The 19,277-nt window shown below is 64.2% G+C and carries 16 protein-coding genes; 3 read left to right on the top strand and 13 right to left on the bottom strand.

What is annotated here, in order from left to right; all coding sequences use genetic code 11:
* Window positions 1–139 precede the first annotated feature (139 nt).
* Window positions 140–1,729, top strand: coding sequence for a DUF882 domain-containing protein (locus QZ213_RS00280; protein ID WP_291684032.1), 1,590 nt, complete (start codon window positions 140–142; stop codon window positions 1,727–1,729).
* Between the two features lie 163 nt (window positions 1,730–1,892).
* Here QZ213_RS00280 and QZ213_RS00275 read toward each other — a convergent pair whose 3' ends face one another.
* Window positions 1,893–2,165, bottom strand: a complete 273-nt coding sequence (locus QZ213_RS00275; protein ID WP_291684031.1) for a DUF2312 domain-containing protein — start codon at window positions 2,163–2,165, stop codon at window positions 1,893–1,895.
* A 172-nt stretch (window positions 2,166–2,337) separates the two neighbouring features.
* On the bottom strand, window positions 2,338–2,640 hold the full coding sequence (locus QZ213_RS00270) for a DUF1244 domain-containing protein (protein WP_291684030.1): 303 nt from the start codon (window positions 2,638–2,640) through the stop codon (window positions 2,338–2,340).
* Window positions 2,641–2,836: 196 nt separating this feature from the next.
* On the opposite strand from QZ213_RS00270, the gene QZ213_RS00265 reads away from it, so the two are divergent.
* Both QZ213_RS00265 and pyk read left to right on the top strand, forming a co-directional pair.
* Window positions 2,837–3,442 carry a DUF1036 domain-containing protein gene (locus QZ213_RS00265; RefSeq protein WP_291684029.1) on the top strand — a complete coding sequence of 202 codons (606 nt, stop codon included), beginning with the start codon at window positions 2,837–2,839 and terminating at the stop codon, window positions 3,440–3,442.
* Window positions 3,439–4,875, top strand: a complete 1,437-nt coding sequence (pyk, locus tag QZ213_RS00260) for a pyruvate kinase (protein WP_291684028.1) — start codon at window positions 3,439–3,441, stop codon at window positions 4,873–4,875. Before QZ213_RS00265 ends, pyk begins: the two co-directional genes overlap by 4 nt.
* Window positions 4,876–4,981: 106 nt before the next feature.
* Here the strand turns inward: pyk and QZ213_RS00255 are convergent, their stop codons facing one another.
* From QZ213_RS00255 to QZ213_RS00205, 11 genes are all read right to left on the bottom strand, one after another.
* Window positions 4,982–5,407 (bottom strand): OsmC family protein, encoded by a 426-nt coding sequence (locus tag QZ213_RS00255; RefSeq protein ID WP_291684027.1) that lies wholly within the window; start codon window positions 5,405–5,407, stop codon window positions 4,982–4,984.
* A gap of 125 nt (window positions 5,408–5,532) precedes the next feature.
* Window positions 5,533–6,207 carry a TetR/AcrR family transcriptional regulator gene (locus QZ213_RS00250; RefSeq protein WP_291684026.1) on the bottom strand — a complete coding sequence of 225 codons (675 nt, stop codon included), beginning with the start codon at window positions 6,205–6,207 and terminating at the stop codon, window positions 5,533–5,535.
* Window positions 6,208–6,370: 163 nt separating this feature from the next.
* Complete coding sequence (locus QZ213_RS00245; RefSeq protein ID WP_291684025.1) at window positions 6,371–7,600, bottom strand: glycosyltransferase family 87 protein; 1,230 nt, start codon at window positions 7,598–7,600, stop codon at window positions 6,371–6,373.
* Window positions 7,601–7,713: 113 nt separating this feature from the next.
* Entirely contained in the window at window positions 7,714–8,826 is a 1,113-nt protein-coding gene (locus tag QZ213_RS00240) for a Tat pathway signal protein (RefSeq protein WP_291684024.1), read from the bottom strand.
* Between the two features lie 192 nt (window positions 8,827–9,018).
* On the bottom strand, window positions 9,019–10,224 hold the full coding sequence (locus QZ213_RS00235) for an ABC transporter substrate-binding protein (RefSeq protein ID WP_291684023.1): 1,206 nt from the start codon (window positions 10,222–10,224) through the stop codon (window positions 9,019–9,021).
* A 197-nt stretch (window positions 10,225–10,421) separates the two neighbouring features.
* Window positions 10,422–12,344 carry an ATP-dependent zinc metalloprotease FtsH gene (gene ftsH / locus QZ213_RS00230; protein WP_291684022.1) on the bottom strand — a complete coding sequence of 641 codons (1,923 nt, stop codon included), beginning with the start codon at window positions 12,342–12,344 and terminating at the stop codon, window positions 10,422–10,424.
* A gap of 255 nt (window positions 12,345–12,599) precedes the next feature.
* Window positions 12,600–13,664, bottom strand: a complete 1,065-nt coding sequence (tilS, locus tag QZ213_RS00225; RefSeq protein WP_291684041.1) for a tRNA lysidine(34) synthetase TilS — start codon at window positions 13,662–13,664, stop codon at window positions 12,600–12,602.
* Between the two features lie 90 nt (window positions 13,665–13,754).
* Window positions 13,755–14,783: a tol-pal system protein YbgF gene (gene ybgF / locus QZ213_RS00220; protein WP_291684021.1), complete on the bottom strand. Its 1,029-nt coding sequence runs from the start codon at window positions 14,781–14,783 to the stop codon at window positions 13,755–13,757.
* 167 nt (window positions 14,784–14,950) lie between these two features.
* Window positions 14,951–15,442, bottom strand: coding sequence for a peptidoglycan-associated lipoprotein Pal (pal, locus tag QZ213_RS00215; protein ID WP_291684020.1), 492 nt, complete (start codon window positions 15,440–15,442; stop codon window positions 14,951–14,953).
* 285 nt (window positions 15,443–15,727) lie between these two features.
* Window positions 15,728–16,474: a hypothetical protein gene (locus QZ213_RS00210; protein ID WP_291684019.1), complete on the bottom strand. Its 747-nt coding sequence runs from the start codon at window positions 16,472–16,474 to the stop codon at window positions 15,728–15,730.
* A 174-nt stretch (window positions 16,475–16,648) separates the two neighbouring features.
* Complete coding sequence (locus QZ213_RS00205; protein WP_291684018.1) at window positions 16,649–18,979, bottom strand: EAL domain-containing protein; 2,331 nt, start codon at window positions 18,977–18,979, stop codon at window positions 16,649–16,651.
* Window positions 18,980–19,277: the final 298 nt, after the last annotated feature.

Raw genomic sequence — 19,277 nt, 5'->3', positions numbered from 1 at the left:
GCCACACTCGACGGGTTAGGTTAAAGCCGACTTGGGGGGTGGGATCTAAAGTTCGAGTGACCCACCCAGCGTTAAGACTGCGTTAACCCTCTTCCGCCACACGGGGTAGTGGAAGAGTTCCTCGATCGGTCTCCTCTGGGTGGGCTCATTCTTGCTGACTGGTCTCGCACGCCACTTGAATTCACTATCGCTGCCCAAGGCCGGGTATCATCTCGGCCTGAGTTCCCTGTTGCTCCTGATGGGAGCGGGATCGGTCCATGACGCGGCCGCGCTGAACGAAACCCGCACGCTTTCCTTCCACCACACCCATTCCGGCGAAGACCTCACCGTCACCTTCAAGCGCGACGGGCGCTATGACGAAGAAGCGCTGAAGCAGATCAATCACTTTCTCCGCGACTGGCGCAGCCAGGACCAGACCGTGATGGACCGTCATCTGTTCGACGTCCTCTGGGAAGTCTACCGCGACGTCGACGGCAAGAAGCCGATCCAGATCATTTCCGCCTATCGCTCCCCCGCTACCAACGCCATGCTGCGTCGTCGATCCTCGGGCGTGGCGCGCTTCAGTCAGCACATGCTCGGCCACGCCATGGACATGTTCATTCCGGACGTGCCGCTCGAGCAGATCCGTTTCGCGGGACTGCGCCTGCAGCGCGGCGGTGTCGGCTTCTATCCCACGTCGGGATCGCCCTTCGTGCATCTCGATGTTGGCAGCATCCGGCACTGGCCGCGCATGACCCACGACCAGTTGGCCCACGTCTTCCCCGACGGCCGCACCGTGCATGTTCCGTCGGACGGCAAGCCGCTCAAAGGCTATGAACTTGCGCTCGCCGACATCGAAAAGCGCGGTAACGGCGACGATGCTGCGACCGTGAGCAAGCCGGGCCTGTTCGCGTCCTTGTTCAAGGGCAGGTCGAACGACGAGGAGGACGAAGGCGCGAGCACCGCGATGACCGAGAAGCCTGCTCCGGCATCAGCCGCTGCCGCCAAATCCGCCGATCCCGTGCCGGTGCCCCGCGCAAAACCGCAAATCGCGGCAACGTTCCAGCTGGCCTCGGCTGACGCGCAAATCGTCCAGCCCGCCAAGGCCAAGCCGGCCGCGCCGGCTCAACAGGCCGAGGCGAAGCCACAGACACCGGCCGACATTATCAATGCCCGCGGCTTCTGGGGCGACGCGCCGGCAACACCGAATCAGGCCACCCCGGCGCAGGTCGCCGCCATCAGCGCCCGCCAGGCGCTGGCCGCCGCCGACCCGCAACCGACCGCGACCGTTTCCGCCCTGCAGGCACTGGCCTACGCGCCGGCGGCCTCCTCGCCGGTCGACCGCGCCAACATCGTCGCCGCCAGCGCGCCGATCCCGCGCAGCATCCGCCCGTCAGCCTCGCGCAATGCCGCGCCCGCCATCGGAATCGACACCGTCGTCGCCAAGGGACCGCAGGGCCAGGGCAGCGTCGTTGCGACCTCAACCCGGCTCGCCGCGGCCGCGGGCAACAGCATCTGGATCCGGGTGATGATGCTGGCGCCGAGCGCAAGCAGTTCGATGAGTTCCACCGTGCTCGGCGACGCCGACATGACCTTGATGCGCGTCTACTTCGTCAAGCCGCAGGCCGCGATCGCGATGAACTTCTCGGACGATCCGCAGATGGGAATGGTCACCGACCATTTCTCGGGATCGGCCACCGCGAAGCTCGCGACGCAGTCCTTCGTGACGCGGACCGCATCGCTGCGCTGAGCGCCGCGCCTGACACGCAAACTGCCTTTACAAATCCGGTGTCGTCCTCGCGAAAGCGAGCACCCATAACCACAAGCCTCGCGATCGAAGCGCGGGGCGAGCCTCAGCGTGTCGATCGAACATCGGTGCGTGGATGTCACGAGTGTGTGCGGCCAGTCGTGCCTCACAGCATCCCCAGCGCCTGCATGTAGGTTTCCAGGATGGTTTCCTCCTCGGCGCGCTCGTTGGCGTCCTGCTTGCGCAGGCGGACGATGGTGCGCAGCGCCTTGACGTCGAAGCCGTTGCCCTTGGCTTCGGCATAGACGTCGCGGATATCGTCGGAGATCGTCTTCTTTTCTTCTTCCAGCCGCTCGATGCGCTCGATGATGGCCTTGAGCTGGTCTTTTGCGAATGTCGTCGCGGGCTCTTCCTTGACGGCGGCGGCAGAGGTGGCCATCGGGTACTCCTGAATGGAACTGAGGTTGAAGCGGAAAGTGGAAGCGCCGCACGCTTCATCACGCACCGCATCCCAAAGCGACCCTCAAGAGTGGCGCGCTTCCCGTCAAGGCAACATCGCGCTCATCCACAGCGCGCCCACAGGAGAAAGCGGAAGTTGCGATTCGTTGCGGTCAGTGCCCGCTCTGGGCCTTCTTCATCACGGCCAGTTGCTCGGGGCTGGCGGCGCCCTGATAGGTCTGCTTCCAGGTCTCGTAGGGCATGCCGTAGACGGCCTCGCGGCTCTCGTCCTTGGACATGTCGGCGCCCCTGGTGTCGGCCTCTTCCTTGAGCCAGTTGGACAGGCAGTTGCGGCAGAAGCCCGCCAGATTCATCAGGTCGATATTCTGCACATCGGTCCGGGAGCGCAGATGTTCGACCAAACGCCGGAAGGTGGCGGCTTCAAGTTCCGTTCTGGTCTTGTCGTCAATCGCCATGACTGCACTCTCGCGGTTTTGCGTAGCCTTAAGGGGTATTAGGTAGGAGTTGTCACAGAATTTGCCATATCGCAGGGCAAATTGGCCCTCATCAAGCGGGATTTCGGCAGCCCACTGGCCGAAAATGCCGCCTTGGCCGTTGACAGTCCCGGCCGGCTCACGCGAAATCGTCAATGATTTGATATAGCTTCACTGAATGATCCCGACGAATTTCCACTGCCCCAACCGATTCGCTGCACGCTTGACCGCCGGTTTGCTCCCGGCGCTGGCGCTGATTTTGCTGTGCCTGTGGAACAGTCCGGCGGCGGCGGACTTCCGTCTCTGCAACAACACCTCGAGCCGGGTCGGGATTGCGCTCGGCTACAAGGACGCCGAGGGCTGGACCACCGAGGGCTGGTGGAATGTGTCGTCGCGGGCCTGCGAAACCCTGCTGAAAGGCACGCTCGTGGCGCGATATTACTATATCTACGCGCTTGATTACGACCGTGGCGGCGAATGGTCGGGACAGGCCTTCATGTGCTCGCGCGACAAGGAATTCACTATCAAGGGCACCGAGAATTGCCTGGCGCGCGGTTTCGACCGCACCGGCTTCTTCGAGGTTGATACCGGCGAGCAGCGCGCCTGGACGGTGCAACTGACGGAATCCAACGAAACGCAGCCCGCCCAGCGGGTACCGGGCATTCCGGGAACGGTCGGTCCCGGGGGCCCCGGGAACCTCCCGGGCATCACCAATCCGCCGGCCGGAACGGCTCCGGGCGCGTCTGGTCTGCCACCAGCCGCAGCGCCCGGACCCAAACCATGAGACGTCTTCGCCGTATCAAGATCCTCGCGACGCTGGGCCCCGCCTCCTCCGACAGCGCGATGATCCGCCGCCTGTTCGAGGCCGGCGCTGACGTGTTCCGCATCAATATGAGTCACACCTCGCACGACAAGATGCGGGAGCTGGTCAAGACCATCCGAAATGTCGAGAGCAGCTATGGCCGGCCGATTGGGATTCTGGTCGACCTGCAGGGCCCCAAACTCCGGCTGGGCTCGTTCGCCGAAGGCTCGGTCCAGCTCCACAACGGCGAGAGCTTCGTGCTGGATTCCGACAAGACGCCCGGCGACAACACCCGCGTCCAGCTTCCGCATCCGGAGATTCTGGCAGCGCTGCGGCCCGGCCATGCGCTCCTGCTCGACGACGGCAAGGTGCGGCTGATCGCCGAGGAAACTTCGCCCGAGCGCGCCGTCACCCGTGTGGTGATCGGCGGCAAGATGTCGGACCGCAAGGGCGTCAGCCTGCCGGACACCGACCTGCCGGTGTCGGCGATGACGCCAAAGGACCGCGCCGACCTCGAGGCGGCGCTGGTGACCGGTGTCGACTGGATCGCGCTGTCCTTCGTGCAGCGCGCCGAGGACGTCATCGAGGCCAAGAAGATGATCCGCGGCCGTGCCGCGGTGATGGCCAAGATCGAGAAGCCGCAGGCGATCGACCGGCTCCCCGAAATCATCGAAGCCTCCGACGCCCTGATGGTGGCGCGCGGCGATCTCGGCGTCGAACTGCCGCTGGAGCGGGTGCCGAGCCTGCAGAAGCAGATGACGCGGCTGGCGCGGCGCGCCGGCAAGCCGGTCGTGGTCGCAACCCAAATGCTGGAGTCGATGATCCAGAGCCCGGTGCCGACGCGCGCCGAGGTCTCCGACGTCGCCACCGCGGTCTATGAAGGCGCCGACGCCATCATGCTGTCGGCGGAATCGGCGGCCGGCAAATTCCCGGTCGAAGCGGTCTCCACCATGAACCGCATCGGCGAGGAAGTGGAGCGCGACCCTAACTATCGCGGCGTGCTCAACGCGCAGCGCGCCGAACCCGAGCCGACCGTCGGCGACGCCATTGCGGATGCCGCGCGCCAGATTGCCGAGACGCTCGACCTGTCCGCAATCATCTGCTGGACCAGTTCGGGATCGACCGCGCTGCGGGTGGCTCGCGAGCGGCCGAAACCGCCGGTGGTCGCGATCACGCCGAACCTCACCACGGGACGCAAACTGTCCGTGGTCTGGGGTGTGCACTGCGTGGTCGCCGAAGACGCACACGACCAGGACGACATGGTCAGCCGCGCCGCCAGCATCGCGTTCCGCGATGGTTTTGCCCGCGCCGGCCAGCGCGTCATCATCGTCGCCGGCGTACCGCTCGGCATTCCCGGCACCACCAACATGGTGCGCATCGCTTCCGTCGGGTCCGACAGCGACGCGGACATGTGATATCAACATCGTCATTCCGGGGCGCCTCGAAGAGGCGAACCCGGAATCCGGAGATCGCAGCGCGAGATTCCGGCTTCGCGCGATCGCGCGCCCCGCAATGACGAACTCAGAGCAGCGTCGCGTCCAGCGTGATCTTGGTGTTCAGCAGTTTCGAGACCGGGCAGCCGGCCTTCGCCATTCCCGCGAGTTCCTCGAACTTCGCCTTGTCGGCGCCGGGGATCTTTGCATTCAGCGTCAGATGCACGGAGGTGATGGCAAAACCGTCGCCCTGCTTCTCGAGCGTGACATCGGCTTTTGTCTCCATCTGCTCGGCGGTGAGTTTTGCTTCCCCGAGAATCAGCGACAGCGCCATGGTGAAACAGGCAGCGTGCGCAGCGCCAATCAGCTCTTCCGGGTTGGAGCCGGGCTTGCCCTCGAAGCGGCTGGCGAAGCCGTAAGGGTAGTCTTTCAGCGCGCCGCTCTTGGTCGAGATGGCGCCCTTGCCGTCCTTGATGCCGCCTTGCCACTTGGCCGATCCTGACGTCGTCGTCATGCGAGGCTCTCCTGGGATGAATTGCACACGTAACGTTCCCTAGCCGACCAAATCGGCGCGAGATGTCAATTCACGAGGGCGCTATGGAACGGCGTTTGTCTCCGTGACGGCGACTTGAATTATTCTTACGCGCCGACCAGCGCCTTCGCTGGCAGCACCGCCTGCACCACGAGGCCGCGGGCGCGGGCGTCCATGACGCCGACGGCGCGCAGCGCCAGCAGCGTGACGGTCTGCACGGAGTCGCGCAGTTTTGCCTGGTCGTCCAGATTGTCCGGAGCGAGCGGTCCGACCAGCGATTCATGCAGCGCGCCGAGCAGCGCGGTCGCGGCGAGCGCCGTGTCCTGCAGGGGCAGATGCCCGGCGCGGACCGCGGCGTCGATGCGCGCGGCGATCTCGCCGGCGATCTCGCGGCGGCTCGCCAGCCGCGACGCCGTAACGTCGACATCGACCGGCTCGGCCAAAATGCCCCAGGCGAGCTTGCGCTGTGACAGCACATGCACCGCGACCGTAGTGACGGCGGCGGCCAGCGCCGACGACGGTCCGGGCGCGGCATCGGCGGCGCGCCGGATCGCGGCCAGCTCGTCACGCGAGACTTCCGCGATCAGTTCGGAGATCAGGTCCGCCTTGGACGGGAAATAGCGATAGACGGTGCCGGCGGCGACATTGGCCCGGACCGCGACCGGAGCAATCTGCACCGCGGACATGCCGCCCTCTGCGGCGGCGTCCCGCGCCGCCGCCAGAATGGCGCTGCGCCGCGCCGCGAGGCGTTTTACAACTTGATGGGTGCGCCGGTAGACCATGGCCGCGTTTCTCGTCCCTCGACGCGCTTCAGGGGCGATGAACCCGGCCTGCAAGCACGCTTGTTCAGTGTTTTCAGGCGATTTTGGAAAAATCGCTTTGAAGAACTGAACAACTATTCAGGGCTGATGACAAGACGCAAAAACGGCTATTCAGGACTGCGTCTCAAGCGTGCGCGCCGGCGGCTTCCATCCCCGGCGCCGGCTCGCGCCGCCACCAGGAACCGGCGCGACGCAAAATGAGGGTTGCCACGATCAGGATGATGGTCAGCCCGACTGGTGTCCCCGAAAATGTGAACACAAAGAACAGCGCAAGCGCGCAACCCAGCGCCGGCAGCTCATAGGGGCGGAAGCCCTCTTTCAGCCCCATGCGGACCAGGAAAGCCACCGGCACCGCCAGCACCATCGTGTCGTACATGAAGAGGTAGGGCGTGGTCAGTAGGGTGCCGCAGGCCAGCGCCGCGGCCTTCAACGTATAGCTGATCCGACTGCGCCACATCAGCGCCAGCACCACCGCTACGGACGCGGTCAGGACCCACTGGAAAGCCCATGCCAATGACTCGGTGCCGCCGAAATAACGCACCAGCGAGAACAGACTCTGCAGCTTCCACCAGGTGGCTTTGCCCTCGGTCAGGAAGGCCTGCGAGAACATCGGCATCCAGTGGAAGAACGCCTGCCAGCTCTCGGTGCCGAAAACGAGCCAGGATGCGAATGCGATTCCGATCGCGGTGACGGCGGCGCTGAAGAACACCGTCCACTGCGAGGCCGCGATCAGCACGATCGGAAACAACAGGCCGTATTGCGGCTTGTAGCTCAGAAGCCCCAGGCAAACGCCGGCTAGGATCGGCCGCACCGGTATCAGATAGAGCGTGCCGCCAATCAGCGCAGCGGTGAGAAAGCCGTTCTGCCCGACCAGCGTATTGTTGAACACCATCGGAAAGGCGATTCCCAGGAGCCAGCCGAAGTTGCGCCCGACAATCGCGCGCATCGTAAAGATATATGGCACGAAGCTCGCCGAGACCCAGCCGATGAAGGCGACCGAGTAAGGAAACTGCGCCAGCAGGGAGGCGAGGAACAAAAACGGCGGCGGGTAGTGCCAGGCGAAATAGCCCGGAAATTCCTGGCGCAGCAGCGCAAGTTCGACCTGCCTCTGGATATCCCAATCGTAAGCCAGCGCCGGATGGCCCTCAAGCACGAGGCGTCCGGCGGCCCAGACGTTGACGAAATCGGTCGGAATCCCGCGGCCGTCCGAATCCCATATCCAGGAATGCGAAAGATACGCCGCCGGGAAATAGCAGATGTTGATGACGGCCAGCACGAAGCAGACATTAAGCAGCGCGGCCGGTATCGCGCTGTGTTCGCCGGGGATCGTCGGGGCGGGTATGGACGCGGCCATGCAAGGTCCTTTGCGCGTGTCGCGAGAAGACGACGCAGATGCCCAATTCATAAGGCCAACAGCCTTGAGGAAATCTTAAGGTTTGCCCGCCGATGGCGGTTTACAGGGCGCCATCACATCGGCACGGCCGACGCCGGCCGGCGCAACGAGAATGGCATCGCATCGGCATAGCCGAAGCGGACGATCAGATCGGGCCGGCGCTCGCCAAGGGCGAGGTGCTCGGCCAGCCGCTGCCGCACCTGCGGTACCTCGACGGCCTGGTTGAGAAAGGCGTGCTTGATGCCGAGCGCGGTCGCCTGCAGCGCGAAGCGCTGGTAGGCGCGGCCGCTTGCGATCCAATGCGGCCTGTCGCTGCGCCCGGAGACGAACACGGCGAGGCCCGCCGAACTTGCGATCTGGGCCAGACATTTGCTGTTCTCGGAATCCGCTGACACCACAAGGTCGAACAGCATTCGGCCGACCGGATCCGGCAACGCCGGATTGCCGGTCGTTGGGGCGAACAACCCATCGCCCGTCGACAACGCCGCGGCGTAGCTGAAGCGCAGCCAATGCTGCAACTCGCTCCTGAAGGCGGGCTCGCGCAGTTGCGATGTATTGCCGTCGATAATGAGCGCCGCGACGGCATCGATCGCCGGCCGCTCCGTCAGCAACACGACATCGACCCCCTCGCTGCTGCCGGCGGCGGCGAGCGTGCGGAGGTCGGAAGCCGGAACGGTGCGGCCGTCATACACCGCGCGCGTGCACTGCCGTTTCACGATCGCCGCGGCCATCTCCGACACCGCGCTGTCGCCGGCGCGCAACTCGATGACGACACGGCCGTCGCCGCCGGCATCGAAATGCGGCGTCGCCGCCAGGCCGAAGATCGGCGCCGCCTGCACGATGTTCTCGACGGCGGCGCCGAGGCTGGCAAACAGATGGTGGTCGTCGGGATCGACGACCGGCGTCCGCCGGGCGAAATCAGGAACGAGCGTGATGGCGGACTCGCCGAGGGCAAAACGCCAGGCTTGCGTATTGTGGCTGTTCGCCGCGAGCGTGGCACAGCGGACAAGTTCGGTGAGCACCGCGCGGCCCGACAGGCCAGGCACAAGCGGGCGCCGGATCGCAGCAACAGCGTCGCGCCAGGCATCGATGTCCTGCCGCGCCCACAGGGCAACGCCGCCAATGCCGGCCGGGACAATAACGCCAACCGCTGCCGCACCGCCGATCAGAACTGCCCTGCGATTCACGGCTCGCTCCCGAAAAGATACACTTGGGAAGCAAGCTAGATGCGACGGCCCTGAATGGAGTTGACCTCGATCAACGCCGTCACCTTTCATTCCGGGGCGCATCGAAGATGCGAACCAGGAATCTCGGTGTTCCCCGAAGTGCAATTGCACCCTGCGGTTCCCCGCTTCGCGGCGCCCCCGAATGACGAAGCGTCAATTCCCCGTCTGCAATTCCCCAAAACGATCCCAGGTCTTGCCGTTGAAGCGCATGAACTGCATCTGGTCGACCGGGACGTGATCGGTCGGCGAGGTGTTGATCTTGATGCCGGGCAGCAGCATCGGCAGTTCCAGATTCCGGATGGAATAGGCGTGCTGCAGGATATTCTCGGTCGACAGATCGTCGCCGCAGGCCCTCAGCACGTGCTCCAGCGCCATCGCGCTGTTATAGGAATTGACGTAGTTGGTGTCGTGCAGGTCGGCGTCGGGGGCGTATTTGACCATGAACTCCCGCCATGCCTTGACGCCGGCATCGTCCTTCCAGGCGGGATCGTCTGGATCCTTGACATAGGCGGTGGAGAGAATGCCGATGCCGGCCTCAAGCCCGGCCGGCTGCATGACAGTGGAAATCCACACCGCGACGTTGGACAGAAACGTCATCGGCTTCCAGCCAATCTCATAGACCTTGCGGATCGATTGCGCGGCGAATTTCGGCGTCGCCGCGATCACGAGCACGTCGGCGCCGGAGGCCTTCAGCTTGACGATCTGGGAGTCGATGGTCGGATCCTGGACTTCGTAGGTTGCCGCGGTGACCACAGAATCATATTTATCGCCGAGCACATCCTTCAATCCCAGAAGATAATCGCGGCCGAAATCGTCGTTCTGCGATATCACCGCGAACCTGGCATCCGGATTCTTGGCGAGCGCATGGCGCGCGTAGAGCCGCGCCTCGTAGCGGAACGGCCCCTGCACGCCCAGCGTGGCCTGGGGGTATTGCGCGATGTCGGCGAATTTCGAGGCGCCGGAACCGACGAACAATTGCGGGACGTTCTTGCCCTGCAGATATTTGGCGACCGCGGTGTTATGGGCGGTGCCGATCGAGGAGAAGATCAGCGCGACTTCGTCGCTCTCCACCAGCCGCCGGGTCTGCTCCACCGTTTTCGGCGGTGCGTAGCTGTCGTCGAGCGAAATCAGATTGATCTTTCGCCCGTTGATGCCGCCGCGCTCGTTGAGCATCTTGAAATAGGCGACTTCGCCCTTGCCGAGCGCGCCGAACGCCGAGACCGGGCCGCTGTAAGGCATGGTCTGGCCGATCTTGATTTCGGTCGCCGTCACCCCGCGCATGTCGGCCGCGATCGAGGCCGCGGGCCACGCCAGCAGCGCAAGCGCGCCGGCGACGCCAAATCTCGTGACGAAACGCATCGACACCCCTCCCCTTCTTGTCGGCACGCTCGGATGGCGGCCGTGGCAGGCGCGGTTCGGCCCGCGCTCTCTCCAAAACATGCCATGGCGGACGGATGGACGCCAATCATAATCATTATGGATTAGAAGCAAAAACGCTCGGCACATAAAAAACGCGGCGTTGCCGCCGCGTTTTCAATTCGGAAACGGCTGGCGCATCACGCCTGCGGCTGCGGCTCCAGCCCGGGATCAGGATCGGGACGCGGGCGCGGCTTGCCGGCCGGCGGCACCGCCGAGGCACGCGGCGTGGTCGGCTCCAGCACCGACTCGCGGTTCGGCTTCTTGCCCTTGAGCAGATCCTGAATCTCGTCGCCGCTCAGCGTCTCGTATTCGAGCAGGCCTTTGGCCAGAGCTTCGAGATCGGCGCGCTTCTCGGTCAGGATCTTGGTTGCCTGGTTGTAGCCCTCTTCCACGAAACGCCGAATCTCGGTGTCGATCTTCTGAACCGTGGCTTCCGAGGCATTCTGCGTACGGGACACCGACATGCCGAGGAAGACCTCGTCCTGGTTTTCGCCATAGGACACGGTGCCGAGCGCCTCGGAGAGCCCCCAGCGCGTCACCATCATTCGGGCCAGACGCGTGGCCTGCTCGATGTCGGACGAGGCCCCCGAGGTGACCTTCTCGCGGCCGAACACCAGTTCTTCCGCGACGCGGCCGCCCATCATGATGGCAAGGCGCGACGTCATCTGCTCGAGCGACATCGACAGCTTGTCGCGCTCGGGCAGCTGCATCACCATGCCGAGCGCACGGCCGCGCGGAATGATGGTCGCCTTGTGGATCGGATCGGTCGCGATCACGTTGAGGCCGACGATGGCGTGGCCGCCTTCGTGATAGGCGGTCAGCATCTTCTCTTCTTCGGTCATCACCAGCGACTTGCGCTCGGCGCCCATCATGACCTTGTCTTTGGCTTCCTCGAACTCGGACTGGGTCACCATGCGCTTGTTGCGGCGCGCGGCGGTAAGCGCCGCCTCGTTGACGAGGTTCATCAGGTCGGCGCCGGAGAAGCCGGGCGTGCCGCGGGCGATGGTCTTGAGGTTGATATCCGGCGCCAGCGGCACCTTGCGGACGTGAACCTTGAGGATCTGTTCGCGGCCGACGACATCCGGGTTCGGCACCACCACCTGACGGTCGAAACGGCCCGGGCGCAGCAGCGCCGGATCGAGCACGTCGGGCCGGTTGGTGGCGGCGATCAGGATCACCCCCTCATTGGCCTCGAAGCCGTCCATCTCGACCAGCAACTGGTTCAGCGTCTGCTCGCGCTCGTCATTGCCGCCGCCGAGTCCGGCGCCGCGATGGCGGCCGACCGCGTCGATTTCGTCGATGAAGATGATGCAGGGCGCGTTCTTCTTGGCCTGTTCGAACATGTCGCGGACGCGGCTGGCGCCGACGCCGACGAACATCTCGACGAAGTCCGAACCCGAGATGGTGAAGAAGGGAACGTTGGCTTCGCCGGCCACCGCACGCGCGATCAGCGTCTTGCCGGTGCCGGGAGGGCCGACCAAGAGCACGCCGCGCGGAATCCGTCCGCCCAACCGCTGATACTTGCCGGGGTCGCGCAGGAATTCGACGATCTCCTGCAGGTCCTGCTTGGCCTCGTCAACGCCGGCGACGTCCTCGAACGTCACGCGGCCATGGGCCTCCGTGAGCATCTTGGCGCGCGACTTGCCGAAACCCATCGCCTTGCCGGCGCCGCCCTGCATTTGCCGCGACAGGAAGATCCAGACGCCGATCAGCGCGATAAAGGGCAACCAGGAGACCAGCAGCGACACGAACCACGGCACGTTGTCGCCCGGCGGCTTCGCGGTGATCTGAACCTTGCCGTTATACAGGCGAGAAACCAGGGTCGGGTCATTCGGCGAATAGGTCTGGAAGCTCGAGCCGTTGGTGAAGGTGCCGTGGATGTCCGGCCCCTGGATGACGACGTCGCGAACGTGGCCCTGATCGACCTCGGTCAGGAGCTGCGAGAACGAGATGTCCTGCGAGGACGTGCGTTGACCAGGGTTCTGGAAGAGCGTGAAGAGAGCCAACAACAGCAAAACGATAATAACCCAGAGGGCGAAGTTGCGCAGATTGGCGTTCATCGGTCTTCCTTCGTGGTCGCGCGGATCGCGGCCTTATGTCCTTGGGTAGTTCCTTGGGCAGTGCGAGGGAATCCCTCGGGGACTGAATACAATCTAGGTGCCGCCCCGGTCCATGCCAAGGGAACCACATGGGACTATTTAGCCCATCCTAGCGAGATTCCCGTTCAAATAATGGCGCTGATTCCTGGGGTTTTCGGGGGTGGTTAAGAGTCCCCGAGCGAATCCGCCCGATGAAGCCGGTAATTCGGTCCCTCATCACTCCGCCCGGTGGCGGCGGGGCGGCGCCGGCTCAATGCGGATTCGGCCACCGGCCAGGCTGACCAGCGCGCCCGCGAGGGTCTGTTTCAGCCTGGGTTGGTCCGATTTCGGCCGGCTCCTCCTGGTGCTTTCGGCGGCGGTCCGGTCCAGCGCCGCGAGCAAGGCTTCGACCTTGCCAAGCTCGGCCGGCCTCTCATGGCCGAACCGATTGATCGCGCGCAGCAAGAGCCGCAGGCGGATTTCCTCCGGCATGGCGGCAAACGCCGCCACATCGAAGGTCTTGCCCCCGGCGTCGGTTTCGACCTGGCGATCCCTCAGCGCGAGATAGCGCTCGGCGCCCTCGGCCAGCACCTCCACCGCGGCATTGGCCCGCGCAAGCCTGGAGGCCAGCCGCGCCAGGCTGCGCGGGCCCCCCCCCTCAGCAGCGAGCGCCGGCATGACCGCACGAAGACGGGGACGGGTGAAGCTCAGGTCGCGGTTGGTCGGATCGTCGGCGAAGTCGATGCCGGCCTTTTTGAGCGTCGCGATCAGCTGCGCCTTCGAAACATCCAGCAACGGGCGCGCCAGACGCAGGCCGTCGCGCTCGGACTCGCGCGCCATCGCCGCCAGACCGGCGATGCCACTGCCACGCAACAAGCGCATCAACAGTGTCTCGGCCTGGTCGTCCCGGGTATGCGCGGTGAGGATATGGGTCGCATGGCTCTGCCGCGCCGCTTGCGTCAGCAGACGGTATCGCGCCTCGCGCGCCGCGGCCGGCAATCCGGTTTGCGGTTTGGTGCCGGTCCAGCGCAGCGTGCGATGCGGCAGATCGAGGCTCTGCGCCAGACGCTTGACCTCGCGCGCCTCGCGCGCCGCCTCCGGGCGCAGGCCATGATCGACGGTGACCGCGATCAGCTGCGGCCCGCGCGCCAAAGCGCGGCGCCAGCGCGCCGCAAGCCACATCAGCGCGATGGAATCGGGGCCGCCGGACACCGCGAGCACGATCGCGGGCGCCGCCTTCCAGTCCGCGAACAGGCGTTTTGCCTCGCTCGCGGAGATCGGGGATTGCTCGTCGCTGGGCATGGCGCTGCCGGCTGGTGTCGGGGCGCTATTATGCGCGAGCGGCGATCCGATCACAACGCCATGCGCCACGCGGCCCCGATCACCGCAGCGTCAGCACTTGATCCGCTTTTGCTCGCGATCGACCGCCGCTTTGACGCCGCCCGAGGCGCGTGGATATTTTCGCATCACCTCACCCAGGGCGGCGCAGGCGGCCTCTTTCTCTTTAAGGGCCGCCAGCGATTGGCCGAGCCGCAGCAGTGCGTCCGGGGCTTTCGCCGATTTGTCGAATTTGGTGGTCACCCCGAGGAAGGCTTCCGCGGCGTCGCGATATTTCTGGCGCTGGAAAAAGCTCTCGCCCAGCCAGTATTGCGAATCGGCGATCAGCGGATCGCTCGGATATTTCACCGCGAAGTTGCGCATGGTCTCTTCGGCCAGCGCATAGTCCTTGCGCTGCATATAGCCGATGCCAAGATCGAACTCGTCCTTCGGGGTGGCCGAAGGCGGCAGGGTGGTCAGTGTGGGGCCCGCGCCGGGCGCGCGCGGCGCCTGGGACGGCGCACCGCCGGTATTGGCCAGATCAAGCGGCTCGCCGGGGCCACGTCCGCCGGGAGCGCCGACCGCACCTTCGGCCGGCATCGGGAGCTGACCGCCGCCGAGCGCCCGCGGGGCGCCCGGGGCGTTGGGATTCTGACTGGGATCGAAGGCGTCGCCGCGCCGCCGGCCGGCCTGCGGCACCTCGGCAGGTTCCTGCACGATCGGCGCCGGCGCGGCAATCTGCTGCTGCTCATAGGCCGGCTGCCGACCGGGCGGAGCGAGCTGCACCGGCGGCGCCGCAGCGACGCTGGGCTGGGCGACACCGGGCTGGGGAGCACCAGACTGTGCGATGCCGGGCTGGGCGATGGCGGGCGGTCCCCCCGGAGTGGCTTGCGCGCCGCCCTGAAGCGCCTTCAGGCGCTCTTCGAGCTGCCGGTTGCGGTATTGCAGTTCCTCGTTCTGGCCGGTGAGTTGCCGCAACTGATTCTCAAGTTGCTCAATGCGCATTTCGGGATCGACGTCGGATTGAGCAAAAGCCTGTGACGCAAGCGTCAGCGTCGCGGCGAACGCCACGGCGCGTGCAGTTCTATGAAACCTGGATGACATTTTGGCCTGACGACGAAAGCGGCGTGACATCGAAAGCGGAACACCTTGAGAGACCGAGTACGCCAAAAATGTGACTGAAACAAACGCGCTCGCGAGGCAAGACCGAGCAAAGCAAAACCGGCGCCCGAGGGCGCCGGCGGCAGATTTTGCGAAAGACCACCGCGCTGTTAGGAACTGGCGTTCAGCACCGTGACGGCGCGGCGATTCTGCGACCAGCAGGAGATGTCGTTACAGACCGCGACCGGACGCTCCTTGCCGTAGGAGATCGTCCGCATCCGCGAGGGATCGATGCCGCGCGAGGCGAGGAAGGTCCGCACCGACTGCGCACGCCGCGCGCCCAGCGCGATGTTGTATTCACGGGTGCCGCGCTCGTCGGCATGACCCTCGATGGTAAAGGCGTAGCGGCTGTAGGTCTGCAGCCATTGCGCCTGCTTCTCCAGCGTCGCGATCGCCTGCGGCGACAAATCGGTCTGGTCGCTCTCGAAGAACACGCGGTCGCCAACATTGACCACGAAATCCTGCTGGCTGCCCGGGGTCGCCGCACTTGCCATCGCGCCATCGGCGCCGAGGTTCTTGTTGGCGCAGGCGCCCATCGACAGAGCCACCGCGAGCACCGCGGCCAGCTTCAATCCCTGGAGGATACGCATCTGATGTTTCATTCCGGAGCCTCCACGCTCACGTTCTAGACTGTCATCCGGTCTACAGGGCGATGGTTAAGCGAACGTTCCGTCAACCTTGATGGGACGTTGCCAGACCCGATCAAATGCCGACGAACGGCCAAAAGCAACCGCGATGGTTAATGGGTTGTAAATGTGGCGCGAGGGTGAAGGCAAGCCGATGCGGAGACCGGACCGCCTATTTTGAGGCTGATCCTAAGCCGATCTGCGCATCTGTCCGCAAAATGGGCAACTTCGATAGGTCCCTGGGGGAACCCGGCCGAATCGTCAGGACTGCTGCGGAACGATCGAGGCATGGTCGAACGGGGAGACCACCACAGCCGGCGAAGATGAACGGCGTTCATTGGCGCGCTGGAACAACATCCGCCGTTCGAATGCGCTTGAGCGCAGGAACGGATAGCGGGCCAGCACTTTTTCACGCACCGTCGGCAAATGCGCCGCCATCAGTCCGACCGGCTTCACGAGACCCGGGTACAATCGCGGCTCACACCAGGTTTCCTGCAGAAACACCTTGCGATAGAACGCCTGATGCTCGGGACGAACGATAGCCAGTCCGTAGTCAGCTTTGAAATAGACGCCGGCCATCGAACCCAGCCTGACCGTCACATAGGGAAGTTCCGGGAAATTCCTCGCCTTATCGGGGTCGGCGACAAAGCGCGTTGAATCAATGAAGATGAGCCCCTTGTCGAGCTGGGGATGGAGCACGTCGCCAAACAGTTCAACTGACGGCGACATCCGCCACTCCGACGTCAGCACGCTGACGCGAATTGAGCTGTAAAGCTCGCCATGAAAGTAAACGCCGAAGGTCCAGGCGTTGGGGGCGTCTTCAAATTGATCGACCACGCGCTGGTCGGCGGAGGGCCGGACTGCGCCCTCGCGAAGATAGGCCCGATAGCGAAGGTTGTAGATCTCTTCCTTTTCGGCCGGCGTCTCCGCGAGACGGTAATCGACTTGATCCAGCAGGTCCGGATTTTGAACACGGGCCGCAAGAGAGGGTCGGGCCGCGGACCTCATCTGATACTCCATACGACTTCCCAGCAACTTACACGCGAATAATAAAAGATTAACAGCTTCTTAACGAAATGCAAACGCATCGCTCTGTTAGGGTTAACTCCCCTGGGAGTTCCAGGCATCGCGCCACCAGACCAACCAGGAAGGAAGTTACCCTTTGGGGAGCCGCCAGAATCCTTAGGCGATCGATCGGGCGGGAAGCACGAGCACTTGCTCGTCGGGCGAGCGGCGGCCATGCGAAGCGTTCAGCAACTGGCGGACCCGCACCGCCGGCACCGGCCGGCTGAACAGATAGCCCTGCGCCTCGGTCACCGTGCCGTCAGCGCTGATCAGTTCCAGCTGTTCGTTGGTCTCGATGCCTTCGACCACGACCGACATTCCGAGATCGGCTGACAGCCGCGCCACGCCGCGCAACAGCGTCAGCGGGCGATCGGTGTCGATGCCTTCGAGGAAGGAGCGGTCGATCTTCACCTTTTGCAGCGGGAAATTATGCAGATAGCTCAGGCTCGAATAGCCGGTGCCGAAATCGTCCAGCGAAATCCGCACCCCGAGGGTCCGCAGTTGCGACAATACGTCGTGGGTCAGCTGGGTATTGCGCAACAGCGAGGATTCGGTGATTTCGATTTCGAGACGGTGCGCCGGCAGCCCGGAGACCTCGAGCGCGTAGCGCACCTCACTCAGCACGTCGCGCTGATGGAACTGCTGCGGCGAGAAATTCACCGCAACGCTGACGCCTTCCGGCCATTTCATGCATTCCATGCAGGCCCTGCGCAGGATCCAGCGGCCGAGATCGACGATCAGGCCCATGTCTTCGGCGACCGGAATGATGTCGACCGGGGAAACCGTGCCGCGCACCGGATGATTCCACCGCAGCAACGCCTCGCAGGTCGCGATCCGCCCGGACTTGAGATTGACCAGCGGCTGATAGAATAGCTCGAATTCCTCGTTGGCGAGCGCCTTGCGCAGATCCAGTTCCAGGATGCGGCGCGCCTCGACGGTCTGCGCCATCTCGTCGCGGAAGAAACAGTAGGTGCCGCGGCCGTCCGCCTTGGCGCGATACAGCGCCATGTCCGCGTTCTTCAACAGCGTATCGGCGCTGATGTGCGGCGACGTCATCGCGATGCCGACGCTGGCGCCGATTTCAACCAGATGATTGTCGATCTGATACCGTTCGCTCAGGTGGTCGACGATTCGTCGCGCCAGGTGGGCGGCGTCTTCGTTCGATCTGATGTTTTGCTGAAACACGACGAATTCGTCGCCGCCGAACCGCGCCACAAAATCCTCCGGGCGCAGCATGTTGCGCAGTCGGTCGGCGACAGCGCACAACAGCTGGTCGCCGCAGGGATGCCCCAGAGTATCGTTGACCTGCTTGAACTGATCGAGGTCGATGAACAACAGCGCCGACAATTGCTCGGCGTCATGCGGCACCGCCAGCAGGCGCTCGATCTCGTCCCGGAAATTGACCCGGTTGGGAAGCGTGGTCAGTTCGTCGTAACGGGCCAGATGGGTAATCCTGGCTTCGGCGTTACGCCGTTCGGTGATGTCTTCCAGAAGCACGACGGCGCCGCCGCCGTTCATCGGCTGGAATGTCCATGACAGTGACCGGCCGCGGGTCGCATCGGGATCGGTCGTGATCATATCGCGGGTCTGGGTATGCTCTATTTCCGCGAGGATCATTTTGCCGCTCGACGCCGAGATCGAGCCGGCGCTGATGCAGGCTGCGATGACGTCGGATGCGTCTGCGCCGCCGCTCACGACATCGTCGGCAAGGTCCATCATCTCGCTGAATCGATGATTCATGACCGCAAGCCGCCCGTCGGCCGCGAACATGCAAAGGCCGTGCGGCATGTTGTTCAGAGCCGTGTCGAACTGACCGGCCAGAGCCGCCTCGCGTTCTCTGGCGACCCATGCGTTCAGGTAGATGCGCTGGAGGCTGGAGGTGAGACGCTGGATTGCGATGAAGAAAACGAAGCTCAGGAGAGCAAGCGCGATGTGATAGGCTCCGCCGATAAACATCAGCGCGGCGATCAGGGGCCCGCAGGCCAGCAGGACCTGCAAATGAAAAATTCGAGGCCGGCCAAATGCACGGCCGACGCCTCCCGAGGTGCATGCAACCACCGTCGTGGCGCAGAGCATGTGGGCGGCGGCATCGTCGGTCCGCAGCAAAACGGCGAGAGACCAAATACCGAGCGCGATTCCGTAAGCGACTGCACCGCGCTGGTATCGCTTTTCCCAAAGTACCGCTTCGGCCGCGGTCAACGGAGAATTCCGCTGCTTGTAGCGGTACATCTGGAGCGCGCGCGCCAGTCCCACTATCACGAAGAGCGGTACACATAGCCAGCCCAGGAAATCGCCGGTGACGCTTGCGATCACGGCGCAAGCGATGGCGGGGCCGAAGGTGCCAAAGATCATCGGCGCGGGATTCATGAACAGAGAATCCACCATCGCCGCGTAAACCGACGGCGGCATCTGCTGATCGAGGTCTCCGGTCGGATTTGCAAGCTGCATTGGGAGTGCGCGGGTCCTGTTCGGTAGGTAGTCTTACCTATCGCAGGTGAAGTCTTTCTGAGGGAACATCGTTACCGAGGCATTGTTTTTCCCGCGACAACGTAACGATCCGCTCGATAAATCAGCAGCCTAGGCAAGGCTTGCCGACCTCGGCGTTGCCGCGTGTTGAAGGTGGAACCAGTTCGTCGCAGCGCCATTCATTGCACCCCCAAGGGTGCCCCCGAGCGTCGACGATGAACAGATAGCGTCGGGGTTGCCTTCGGGTCGCCGAACGACATCGGAAAGGGCCGGCGCAGGG

Source organism: Bradyrhizobium sp. (assembly GCF_017881085.1).
GTDB lineage: Bacteria > Pseudomonadota > Alphaproteobacteria > Rhizobiales > Xanthobacteraceae > Bradyrhizobium.
Note: the sequence above shows the minus strand (reverse complement) of the source record. Positions and strands in the feature narration are given on the sequence as shown.